Origin of the sequence: Actinocatenispora sera (genome assembly GCF_018324685.1) — a bacterium.
Classification (GTDB): Bacteria; Actinomycetota; Actinomycetes; order Mycobacteriales; family Micromonosporaceae; genus Actinocatenispora; species Actinocatenispora sera.
On the sequence record NZ_AP023354.1, the window covers coordinates 5,702,797 to 5,714,848 of the forward strand.

General features: G+C 76.4%; 9 protein-coding genes. 1 reads left to right on the top strand and 8 read right to left on the bottom strand.

Annotated elements, in window-relative coordinates; genetic code table 11:
- Window positions 1–63: 63 nt before the first annotated feature.
- On the top strand, window positions 64–798 hold the full coding sequence (locus Asera_RS26805) for a nucleotidyltransferase domain-containing protein (protein WP_030444425.1): 735 nt from the start codon (window positions 64–66) through the stop codon (window positions 796–798).
- A 126-nt stretch (window positions 799–924) separates the two neighbouring features.
- On the opposite strand, the gene Asera_RS26810 is transcribed toward Asera_RS26805, so the two are convergent.
- The 8 genes from Asera_RS26810 to meaB form a co-directional block, all read right to left on the bottom strand.
- Window positions 925–1,440 (bottom strand): MarR family winged helix-turn-helix transcriptional regulator, encoded by a 516-nt coding sequence (locus Asera_RS26810; protein ID WP_030444424.1) that lies wholly within the window; start codon window positions 1,438–1,440, stop codon window positions 925–927.
- Window positions 1,441–1,463: 23 nt separating this feature from the next.
- Complete coding sequence (locus Asera_RS26815) at window positions 1,464–1,769, bottom strand: MTH1187 family thiamine-binding protein (RefSeq protein WP_030444423.1); 306 nt, start codon at window positions 1,767–1,769, stop codon at window positions 1,464–1,466.
- Between the two features lie 11 nt (window positions 1,770–1,780).
- Entirely contained in the window at window positions 1,781–2,341 is a 561-nt protein-coding gene (locus Asera_RS26820; protein ID WP_169745788.1) for an Asp23/Gls24 family envelope stress response protein, read from the bottom strand.
- A gap of 326 nt (window positions 2,342–2,667) precedes the next feature.
- Entirely contained in the window at window positions 2,668–3,762 is a 1,095-nt protein-coding gene (locus Asera_RS33820) for an ABC transporter ATP-binding protein (RefSeq protein WP_342344427.1), read from the bottom strand.
- Window positions 3,759–4,634, bottom strand: a complete 876-nt coding sequence (locus tag Asera_RS26830) for an ABC transporter ATP-binding protein (protein ID WP_244844038.1) — start codon at window positions 4,632–4,634, stop codon at window positions 3,759–3,761. The genes Asera_RS33820 and Asera_RS26830 overlap by 4 nt, the downstream gene beginning before the upstream one ends.
- Before the next feature lie 76 nt (window positions 4,635–4,710).
- Window positions 4,711–7,818 (bottom strand): FtsX-like permease family protein, encoded by a 3,108-nt coding sequence (locus Asera_RS26835; protein WP_030444419.1) that lies wholly within the window; start codon window positions 7,816–7,818, stop codon window positions 4,711–4,713.
- A complete protein-coding gene (locus Asera_RS26840) occupies window positions 7,818–10,853 on the bottom strand; it encodes a hypothetical protein (protein WP_157034608.1) in 3,036 nt (1,011 codons plus the stop codon). Before Asera_RS26840 ends, Asera_RS26835 begins: the two co-directional genes overlap by 1 nt.
- Before the next feature lie 221 nt (window positions 10,854–11,074).
- Complete coding sequence (meaB, locus tag Asera_RS26845) at window positions 11,075–12,052, bottom strand: methylmalonyl Co-A mutase-associated GTPase MeaB (RefSeq protein ID WP_030444417.1); 978 nt, start codon at window positions 12,050–12,052, stop codon at window positions 11,075–11,077.

Consider the following 12,052-nt stretch of genomic DNA (forward strand, 5'->3'; position numbering starts at 1 on the left):
GCGCCGGCCACGGCATCGTGCCGGCCCACCGGGCGGGTCGCGGATGCGTGCCATGCTGCTGGTGTGTCGACCTCGCCGGTACAACCGCTGCTGGACCGGTTCGTCACCGACCTGCGGGAGGCGGTCGGGCCGGTCGCCGTGTGGGCGCACGGCTCGCTCGCGCTCGGCGACCACCAGCCCGGCCGCTCCGACCTCGACCTGCTCGCCGTCGTGGACTCCGCACCGGACCGCGACCGGATCGGCCGGTTGCACCGGCGCCTCGATGCCGAGCCGTTCGCCGACAAGCTGCACTGCTCGTACCTGCGCCGCGACCAGCTGACCGACCCCGGCCGACGCCACCTGACCTGGGCGCACCGGCACCTGTTGGAACGGCCGGTGACACCGGTGACCCGGCGCGAGCTCGCCGTCGGCGGCCACACCCTGTACGGCCCGGAGCCGGTCGAGCTGATCCCGGACGTCACCGACGCGCAGCTGGCCGCGTTCGTCCGTACCGACCTGGCGGAGTTCTGGCGGCCGGCGACGCGGCACCCCACCTGGTGGCTGCGCGACGTGTGGGTCGACCTCGGTCCGCTCACCGTGGCCCGGGCGGGCGTCACGTTGACGCAGGGGCGGCTGATCAGCAAGGGCGAGGCGCTGCGGCTGCTGTCCGCCACCGGCGCGCCGGCGCCGCTGTGCGACGACATCCGCCGCCGCCGCTACGAGACGCCCGCGCGGCTCGGCCCGCTCGCCCGGCTGCGCCGCGGCGGGCTCGCCCGCCACCTGGTCCGGGAGCGCATCGACGCGCTGCTCGCCGGCTGAGCCGGCGGGGCCGAACCGCCGGTGGGGCCGAACCGGTGGGGCCGAACCGGTGGGGCCGAACCGGTGGGGCCGAGCCGGCAGCGAGAGGCGTGCTCCGCACCGGGATCACGGTGGCGGCCCGGCCGGTCAGGGGTGATCGGCGACGAAGTCGCCGGCGGCGAGCCGCACCCGGCGCAGCGCCGCGAACACCGCGTCGCGCTCGTTCTCGGCCAGCGCATCCAAGCCGAAGCCGGCCGCCATCAGCTCGTCGGTGGCCTCCGCGGCCACCCGGCGACCGGTCGCGGAGATCGCGGCCAGCACGCCCCGGCCGTCGGTCGGGTTGCGCCGACGGGTCACCAAGCCCTGCCCGACCAACCGGTCGACGATGTTCGTCGCGCTGGTCGGATGCACCATCAGCCGCTCGCCGATCACCCGCATCGGCAGCTCACCGTGCCGGGCGAAGGACAGCAGCACGAGCGCCTCGTACCGGGCGAAGGTCAGCTCGTAGCGCTTCAGCAACGCATCGAACGAGGCGAGCAGCAACTGCTGCACCCGCATGATCGAGGTGGCCACCATCATCGGGCCGCTCGGACCGAACTCGGTCTCCCACCGCGCGCCGGCCCGTTCGATCGGGTCGAACGGCAGGTTCAGCTCTTTGCCCACCGCCCCACCGTAGCCAGCGGCGGTCACTGGCCGGCGAGGCGCTCCTCGACCCGCTGCACCTTCGTCTCGATCGCGTTGCTGACACCGTCCCGGATGTCCGCCTTGAGCACCAGCGAGACCCGCGACGAGCGGGCCTGGACGGCCTCGGTGGCCCGCCGGACCACGTCCATCACCTCGTCCCACGACTCGCCCTCGATCGTGGTGAACATCGAGTCGGTGCGGTTGGGCAGCCCGGACTCGCGGACGATCCGGACCGCCTCCGCCACGTACTCGGCGACCGAGCCGTCCACCCCGCTCGGCGCCACCGAGAACGCCACCAGTACCGACATGGGCCCGCCCCTCAGTCCTCGACGTGGATGTCGTCGATGATCACGTTGCACTCGCCGACGTCGGTGGCCATCATCGTCTCCACCGCCGCGATCACGTTCTCCCGGACCTGCTCGGCGACCTGCATCGCCGGGTGGCCGAACTGGACGACCAGGGTCAGCGTGATGCGCAGCTGCTGCTCGGTCAGCTCCACGTGCACGCCGCGCCGGGAGGTGCCCTCGCCGATCGCGAGCGACTCGCGCACCGTCGAGATCGCCCGGGCCACGTCGCCGCCCAGGTCGTACACCCCGTCGACCTGCTCGGCGGCGAACGCCGCGATCTTCTCCACCACGTCGCCGGCGACCGCCGTGGTACCGCGCAGTCGCGCCGGCCGCTCCCCCGTCGCCTCGGCGGCCGCCACCGGAACCACCGCCGGCTCCGTCGTCACGTGCGAACGACCCGGCCGCGGTGCCGGTACCGGCGCGACGGCGGCCGGCGGCAGACCGTCGGCCGGGATGCGCGGAATGATCGTGGTCGAGTCGTTGTCCGAAAGCACCGGCAGGTCGGCGACCGCGGTCGCGGCCGATCCGTTCATTCGTCGGTCCGGATCGTCCGCGGCGTGCGCCGGCTTCCCCCCGCGCGGTCCCGCCGCATGCGATCCCGCGTTACGCCCAGCTTCGGTCTCGGTCATGCCCTCTCCGTATGATCTCTGCCCGCCCCCGTCGGCACGGTGATACGCGAAGGCGAGGGTACCGGCACCGACATCCCGACCCAACCGGCCGTGCCGAGTGTCGTCCGGTCGTCGGGTGACACGCCCGACACCCGGCACTGCCGCCACCACCGGGTCCCGCCCACGTCAGTGTCCAACGACCGGCGCGGCCCGCAGCCACCGGCAGCGATCACCGAATTGTGGCCGGCCGGTCAGTCACCGCCACGGATCAGCTCGCCCTTGCCGTCCCGCAGGTGCAGCTCGGCGTCGCAGGCCGCGGCGGCGTCCGGGTCGTGGGTGGCGAACACGACGGTGGCGCCCTGCCACGCCTGCTCGCGCAGCAGCTCCACCACCCGCTGCCGGTTCTGCGCGTCCAGTTCGCTCGTCACCTCGTCGGCCAGCAGTACCCGGGCGTTCGCGGCCAGGCCGCGGGCGATCGCGACCCGCTGCTGCTGGCCACCGGACAGCTCCTCGACCAGCTGGTCGGCCTGCCCACCGAGCCCGACCGCCGCCAGCGTCCGCTCGGTACGGGCCACCGCCTCGTCCGCGGGCACCCCGGTGGCGAGCAGCGGTACCAGCACGTTCTCCTGCGCGGTGAGGATCGCGGCGAGGCCGTTGTCCTGCGGGATCAGCGCCACGCCGGCGGCGAGGGTCTGGTCCCGGTCGCGTACCTGCTGCTCGTCCAGCCGGACCGCGCCGGTGTCCGGGGCGACCAGGCCGGCGATCGTCCACAGCAGCGTGGTCTTGCCGGCTCCGGACGGCCCGGTGACCGCGAGCAACTGACCGGGCATCGCCCGCACCGACACGTCGGCGAGGACGGGGTGCCCGCCGTAGCTGATCGTGATGTCGTCGACGCGGACCACCTGACCGGCCCGGCTGCCGGCGGACCCGTCCGTGTCGGCGGCATCGCCCTCGGCCGCCGCGGACGGCCCGGGCGACCGGTCGCCGCTCCGCCCGGTTCCACCGGCCCGCGGACCGGCGCCGATGCCCTCGGTGTCGCCGGCGCGCGAACCGGCGCCGGGATCCGGGGTGTCGGAGCCGGACACCGTCGGCGCCTCGCCGCCGAAGTCGACGATGGCCTCGTCCCGGTAACCGCCCAGCTCGGCGTGGTAGCGCGGGCCCGGGTCGAACCGGGCCATCGGATCGGCGCCGGCCACCGCACCGGACGGCCGGTCGCCGACGTCGCCCCCCGTTTCCGCGGCGTCGGCGGTGCGTCCGGTGCGGTGGCCGTCGACCCCGGCGGCGGGGTCGGCATCGGTGCGGTCGGCGGGTTCGCCGGTGGTGCGGTCGGTGTCGAGGGGTTTCACCGCGGCTCCTCTCGGGATGCGTCCTGCGCCGGGGTGAGCCGGACCGCCGTACCGTCGATCAGCTCCACCCGCAGCAGCGTGCCCGGCACGATCTCGTCGAGCACGTCCGGCGGCAGGTGCACCGAGCCGTCCCGGCCGACCACCGAGTACTCCTCGCCGCGGCGGCCCTCCGCGCCGACCCGGCCGTCCCGGATCGTCACGGTGCGGCCCATGCTGCCGCCGACGTCCGGGTCGTGGGTGACCACCACGACCGTGCGGCCGGCCCGGTTGACGGCCGACAGCACCTCGAGCACCTCGTCCCGGGCGGCGGTGTCGAGCTGGCTGGTCGGCTCGTCGGCGAGCAGCAGCCCGGCGCCGTTGGCCAGCGCGGTGGCGATCGCCAGCCGTTGCCGGGCACCCGGCGCCAGATCCGGCGGTCTGGTGTGCGCCTGGTCGGCGAGGCCGACCATGTCCAGCAGTTCGCGCGGCCCGGCGAGCCCGGTCCGCCGCGCCTTCGGCACACCGGACTGCGCGAACCGCACGTTCTCGGCGGCCGACACGTACGGCAGCAGGTTGCGCATCGCGCCCTGCAGCATCACGCCGACGTCGGTGGACCGCAGGTACGACAGCTCGGCCGCACCGGCGCGCGCCAGGTCGTGTTCGCCGACGGTCAGCCGGCCGGCGGCCGGGGTGAGCAGCCCCGCCAGCAGCGACAGCAGCGTCGACTTGCCGGCGCCGGACGGACCGAGCAGCGCCACCGACTCGCCGGGCTCGATGTCCAGGTCCACCCCGGACAGCGCGACGACGTCGTAGCCCTCCAGCCGGTAGATGTAGACCAGCCCGCGGCAGGTCACCCCGATCCCGGCGACCTCGGTCACGCTGGCGGTACTCACGACCCGCCCCCTCTCGTGGAACTCGCGGACCTTCCTCCTGCGTCGCAACGCCCCCGATTCGCTCGCTGGCGCATGCTCATGTCGACCCCTCCCGGAGGCGTTCCGGTCGGCCGCCCCGCACCGCTGCACCGACCGCCACGGCCGCGGCGAAGCCCAGCAGCAGCACCGATGCGGCCAGCGCACCGCCCGGCCACCACGCCCCGGGCAGCCACAGTGGCGGTGGCCCGCCGTTCGCGGTGACCTGCGGCAGCCGCGGTACCGCCAGCGCCGCGCCGATGCCGCCGGCGACCGCGCCGGCCAGCACCGCGGTGCCCAGCAGCAGCCCGTACTCGCGCCAGCCGGCGCGGCGCAGCAGCCGCCGGGACAACCCGACCACCCGCAGCGCGGCCAGCTCGTACCGCAGCGGCCGGGCGGTCAGGTGCGCGGTGACCAGCACGGCGGCCGCGGCCAGCAGCAGCGCCACGAACGCGGCGACCAGGTACAGCCGCAGCGCGAGTGCCGGCCCCTGGCGGGCCAGCCGGGCCTGGTGCGCGGCGAGCGTGTCGGTGCCGGTGATGGTCAGCCCGGCGGCGGTCAGCCGGGACCGCAGGCTCGCCGGCGCGCCGGCGGCGGCCCACACCTGGTAGACCATCGGGGTGTCCAGCGACGAGCCGTCCGGCGCGGAGCGGTCCGCGTAGGTCAGGTCGACCAGCAGGCCGTTGCGGATCGCCGGTACGGTCCGCGCCCGCGCCACGACCCGGTACGGCTGGTCCAGCCCGTACAGGCCGGGACCGGTGCTGCGGCCCAGCTGCCGGTCGATCCGGCCGGTGCTCACCGCCGGCAGCGGGTTCGGCGCGTCCACCCGCAGTACCCGCAGGTCCTCGCCGCCGGGCGCGTCGAACCGCACGGAGGTACCGCCGGAGCCGACGGCCACCGTACTGACCGGCTGGTGCATGGTGGGCTCCACGCCGCGCCAGGACCCGGGCCGGTTCATCGGGGCAAGTTCGCGGCCGGCGCCGGTGAGCGTCGTGACGGTCAGGTCGCCGCGGATGCGCGCCGGCGCGTCCGGCCCGCGGTACAGATCGAACCCGACGACCCGGCAGCCGCTGCCGCACCCGTTCAACCGACCGGTCAGCCGGTACCGGCCGGTGTGCAGCCCGCCGAGCCGCACGACGTGCTGGCCACGCCGGTCATCGGACAGCAACGCCACCAGGGTGACGTCCCGGCTGATGGCGCGGACTCGCAACCCGACGCCGAGGGCGCCGTCCCGGGCGGTGAGCATCGGCGGCGCGGGCGGGCGCAGCAGCCCGGCAAGGCGCGCCGGGGAGTCCGCCGCGAACGACGACTGCCAGTAGGCGACGTCCGCGAACCGGCTGGAGTCGACGGCGAGCACCTCGGTGGTCTTCGCCCCGTTGCCGTACAGCCCGCGGGCCACCGCCATCGCCTGGTGCCCGGACGGGTCGGCCTGGCGGACCGCGTCGCGCAGCAGCTGCGCCGAGGCGACCTGCACCGAGTAGACGGTCGGGGCACCCATCTCGGCGCCGGCCCGCTGGGCCTGGTTGCGGCCGGCCACGTCCCACACCACCGCGCCGTAGCACAGCAGCGCGACGGCCACCGTGGTCAGCGCGACGGTGCGGGGCACCTGCCCGCGCCGCGCCACCCGCGCCGCGGCGAGCAGCGCACCGATCCGGCCACGGCGCCGGGCCCGGGCCACGCCGCGGCGCATCGCCAGCGGTACCAGCCGGCCGGCGAGAATGCCGGCCACCACCGCGACCAGCCCGCCGGCGAGCAACCCGAGCCGGCCGCCGGCGCCGGTGAGCAGCTCGTAGCAGGCGGCGACCGCGATCGCGACCAGGGCACCCTCGGCGATGCCGGCGCGCAGCCGGCCCGACCGCGGTGGCACCCGGCGCAGCAGCTCGATCACCGGCGTCGCAACGGTACGCCGGGCGGCCAGTGCGGCGGCCACGAACGCACCGGCGAACGCGCCGGCCGCGGCGGCGAGCACCGGCCAGCGCAGCTGCGCGTGCGCGCCGGCGGCGAGCCCGAACCGGGCGTACAGCTCGCTGCCGGCGAGGCCCAGCAGGATGCCGACCGGCACCGCGGCAAGCACCAGGACGCCGATCTCGGCCAGCCCGAAGCCGGTGACACCGCGGCTGGGCAGACCGCGCAGCTTGGCCAGTGCCAGCTCCGGTACCCGCTCGTCGATCGCCGCCCGCACCACGCCGAACAGCACGAACCAGCACAGCAACACCAGCTGCACCGCGACCAGCAGCGCCGCGGTGACCACCTGGTCGCGCTCGCGGTCCACATCGGACAGCACACCGGGCAGCGGGGTGGTGGCACGCAGCCCGGCCGCCTCGATCCGGGTGGCGCCGGCGGCCAGCCGCGCCTGCAGGGTCGCAACGTCGTCCAGCCGGACCCGCTCGACCAGCAGCCGGAAGTCGGCGACGTTCTGGAACTGGCCGACACCGATCGAGCGCACCGTCGCCTCGGTGCCGAAGAACGAGTCGATCCGCCGGACCTCCTCCTGCTCGTCCATGTACACCGCGGCATCGAAGTAGCCGTGGCCGAACCAGTAGTCCGCCGCGCCGCCCGGCGCCCGGTACCGGCCGGCCACCCGCACCGTGGTCGTCCCCGGCGTACCGGCGTCCGCGCTGGACACGCCGCTCGCGGTGACCGGGATCCGCTGCCCCGTCCGGTACGGCGAGCGGCTGCTCACCAGCACCTCGCCGGTCGCCGTCGGGCAGTGCCCGGACGTGATGGTCAGGTGGTGGCAGAAGCCGTGCCGGTACACCAGCCGTCCGGTGGTGCGGTCGCCGGAGATCCTCGGCAGCGCGACCGCGGTGACCACCCCGCCGATCGGTGCCGCGTAGTAGTGCTGCGCCTGCATGGTCCGCGCGGCGTGCCGGGTCAGGTAGCCGACCGGGATCCGGGCCAGCGCGTCCGACGACGGCGAGGGGCCGCTGCCGCCGGTCACCACGGCCGGGGACTCGTCGCCGGCGGTACCGATGGACCCGACGGTGAAGCCGGTCAGCCAGCTCGGCTCGGCGCGCAGCCGGTCGAGCAGGATCGACTGCTCGGCCGCGCGGGCGCTGGCCGGCCCGATGACCGCGGCCGCCACCGCGACCGCCGCGATCAGCCCCACCACCACCGACCGGGCGCCGCGGTACCGCAAGCCGGCGAGGGCCAGCCGGAACGTGTGCACTATCGTGCCCCTCCCCGTAGCAGCACCGGTTCGATGCGCTCCAGCAGCCGGGTGGCGACCACGGTCACCGCGACCATCACCGCCACCGCGGCGAGTACCGCGCCGGGCAGCCAGAACGGGCCGAGCGCGTAGCTGCGGTGCACCCCGGCGTCGGTGGCGGTCACCAGCTTGATCACCGGCAGCAGCAGGGCCGCGCCCACGGCGCCGGCGGCCAACCCGGCCAGCAGCGGAATGCCCAGTACGGCCCGGAACTCGGTGCGCAGCGCGCGGCGCAACTCCGCGGCCGGCACCCCGGCGACCGCGAGCGCGGCTGTCTCGTACCGGCGGGTGGCGGCGCCGGCGTAGCAGCTCAGCAGCACCGCACCCAGCGCCAGCAGCACCGCGGCGACCCCGGCCACCAGGTACAGGTGCAGGGCGAGGCCGGGCGCCTGCCGGGCCAGCCGGTGCTGCTCGCCGGCGAGCGTGGCGGTACCGGTCACCGGCACGCCGGCGGCGGCGAGCCGGGCCGGCAGGTCGCTGGGCGCGTCCGGGCCCGCCCACACCTCGTAGGTCGGGGTGGCGTCGGCCGTCGCGTCCGGCGTGATCGCGACCAGCCGCTGCAGCCCGGTCAGGTCGGTCAGCAGCGCGTGCCGCCCGGCCCGCGGGATCTCGCGGTCGTGCCCGACGACGGTGAACGGGATCGGGGTGCCACCCAGCGCCGGGAACGCGAACCGGGTCGCGTGCGGGTCGTCGGCCGGCGCCGGCCCGGCCAGTACCGCGGGGAGCCGGCGCGGGACGCTCGCGTACCCGAGCAGCGCGTCGGCGTCCTGCTCACCGGCGTACCCGAGCACCAGGCCGTCGGAGGTGGACGGTTCCAGGGTGAACCCGGAGTCGGCGCCCATCGCCCGCCACCGGCCGTCGGTGCCGAGGCCGGCGTCGAGGGCGGCGCCGTGGTCGGTCAGCGCGGTGATCGCGAGCCTCGCCCTGACCTGGGTGGCGTCGCCCGGATAGCGGGCGATGCCGAGGCCGACCAGGTCGCATCCGCGCGCGCACCCGGGCAGCGTCGCGGAGTACGGGTGGGTCCCGGCGCGCAGCGTGCCGAGCTGGACCGTGCGGGCGGCGCCGGCCGCATCGGCGACCTGCGCGGTCAACGTCAGGGCGTGGGCACCGGTCGGCGCGTCGTCGACCCGTACCGTCGCCACGAACGGGCCGCGCACCGCGAGCGGCGCGGCGGTGTGGCTGGGCAGCGCGGCGACCATCGACCGCAGCGACCCGGCGGCACGGCCGGGCCAGGTGGCCGCGGCCGGCAGCCGGCCGGAGTCGACCGCGAGCACCGACACGGTGCCGTCGCCGTAGTGCACGCTGGTCTGCATCGCCGCCATCAGGCCGTGCCCGCCGGGATCGACCCGCCGCACCGCGGTGAGCAGCTGCTGCGCGCTACCGGCCCGCACCGTGTACACGGCGTGCGCGCCGACCCGGTCGGCGGCCACCACCGAGCGGTTGTGCGCGGCCACGTCCGTTGCCACCACGGCGAACCCGAGCAGCGCGACGGCCACCGTGACGGCCAGCACCAGCCGCTGCGCGAGCGGCCGCCGGGCCAGCTGCGCCCGGGCCAGCAGCCGGTACGGGCGGACCCGCCCGGCCCCGGCCGCCCGGCGGCGACCGGCGAGCACCGCGGTCAGCCGGGCCGCGGCGAGCCCCACCACCAGCGCGATCAGCGGCGGGGCGAGCAGCCCCACCTGCGAACCCGGATCCGACAGCACCTGGTACAGCGCCGCGGCGGCAAGCGCCGCGATCGCACCCTCCAGCACGTTCGCCCGCCACCGGCCGCGCGCCGGCACCCGGCGCAGCAGCGCCAGCGGCGCCGCCCGTACCGTGTGCCGGGCCGCCACCGTGGCCGCCGCGGCGGCGCCCAACAGCGCCAACCCGGCCGCGGCGAGGACGGGCAGCGACAGCGCGACGTGCGTGCCCGGCGCCAGCACCAGGGCGGCGAGCAGTTCGGTGCCGCCGAGCCCGGCAAGCAGCCCGACCGGCACCGCCAGCACGATCACCAGCAGCGTCTCGGCCAGCCCGAACCGGGCCGCGCCGGCGCCACCGAAGCCGCGCAGCTTGGCCAGCGCGATCTCCGGGCCGCGCTCCTCGGTCACCGCGGCCACCGCGAGGTAGAGCACGAACAGGCACAGCAGCACCAGCGGGACCACCACCACCGGCACCGACGACAGGATCGCGCCGCGGTCCCGGCCGGCCGCGCCGATCGCCGCCGGCAGCGCGGTACTCAGGTGGCTGCCGGCCTGTTCCACCGCGACGCCCGCGTCGACGGTCGCGGTGCGCAACGGTGCCGCGTCGGCGAGCGAGATGCGGTCCGGCAGCACCTCGATGTCGACCTCGGCGGCCTGGTCGCGCAGGCCGGGGAAGGCGACCGACCTCGGGTTGGTGGACAGCAGCGGTTCGGCGTCCAGCGTGCCGAACAGCCCGCCGCCCCACCAGTAGGTCGCACCGGCGTCGGGCAGCCGGTACAGCCCGACGATGCGGTGCCGGTACCGGCCCGGCTGCTCGCCCTTCGGGTCGTCGTCGCCGCGCTGGAACCGGACGGTGTCCCCGACCGACAGCCCGTACCGCCGGGCGGTGCCGGCCTCGGCGAGCAGGCCGGTGTCGTGGCTCGACGGGCAGTGCCCGGCGGTGAGCCGCAGCTGGCCGCACAGTCCGGACCGGTACACCAGCGCCGCGTCCGGCAGGCCCGACTGCGAGGCGAGGCTGACCGTGCCGGACGCGCCGGACCAGCGGCGGCCGGTGACCGCGGCCAGCCGCGGGGTGTCGCGCAGCATCCCGTCCGCGGTGGCGTCCAGCGTGTCCGGTTCGTCCCCGGAGACCGTCAGGCCGAGCGACGCCGCCGGCCGGGAACGCAGCTGGTCGGTCAGGGCGGACTGCTCGGCGGCGAGGGTGTAGCCGGGTACCAGCACGACCGCGGTGGTGGCGACCACCGCCAGCACGAACACCACCAGCGACCGGCCCGCGCGGTACCGGATCCCGCGCACAGTCACCCCGACGGCAGCCACCGCACCTCCCCGGCACCGCACGGCCGCGCGGGTCGCGGCCATGCCCTGACTGCTCGACCCGCGAGCGGGCCGGCCGGTTCAGCCCGGCGCAGGGTCCGTGACCCGATCGTTGCCGGTACGCGGTTCCGTGACGTCGCCGTGGCCACCCCGCAACGCGCTCACCGCCCGTGCCAGCGCGTACCGTGACGCCCCGATGCCGCACCGCGGTGCACCGGGGCCGCTCAGCGGCCGGTGAGGGTGTGCACCAGGGTGTCGGCCGCCGCGTACGGGTCGAGTTCGCCGGCGACGACCCGCTGCGCCAGCGCGCCCGCCGAGGCGTCCGGCGCCAGGTCGTCCAGCCGCCGGCTCAGCTGCCCCATCGCGATCGCCCGTACCTCCGCCGCGGCCCGGGCGGCCCGGCGCCGGGTCAGCTCGCCGTGCTCGGCCAGGTGCGCCCGGTGCTTGTCGAGCGACTCGACCAGCTCGTCCAGCCCGTCGCCGGTGGACGCGACGCAGCGCAGCACCGGCGGGCGCCACTCGTGCGGCTCGCGGCGGGCCAGCGCGAGCATCCCGCGCAGGTCCCGCGCGGCGGCGTCGGCGCCGTCCCGGTCCGCCTTGTTGACCACGAACACGTCGGCGATCTCCAGCACGCCGGCCTTGACCGCCTGGATCGCGTCGCCCATGCCGGGCGCGGTGAGCACCACCGTGGTGTCGGCCAGGCTGGCGATCGCCACCTCCGCCTGCCCGACGCCGACCGTTTCCACCAGCACCGTGTCGCAGCCCGCCGCGTCCAGGATCCGTACCGCCTGGGGGGTGGCGGCGGCCAGCCCGCCGAGCTCGCCGCGCGACGACATCGAGCGGATGAACACGCCCTCGTCGAGCGCGTGTTCCTGCATCCGCACCCGGTCGCCGAGGATGGCCCCGCCGGTGAACGGCGAGGACGGGTCCACGGCGAGCACGCCGACCCGTTCGCCGCGCGAGCGCAGCGCACCGACCAGCGCCGAGGTGGTGGTCGACTTGCCGACGCCGGGGGCGCCGGTCAGCCCGACGACCCGGGCACCGCCGGTGTGCGGGGCGAGCGCCGCGGCCACCTCCCGCAGCTCCGGCGCGCCGTCCTCGACCAGGCTGATCAGCCGGGCCACCGCCCGCGGCCGGCCGGCCCGCGCCGCGGCGACCAGCTGCGCCACGCTGGCCCGTGGCGCCGCGGACCGGTCAGGCAC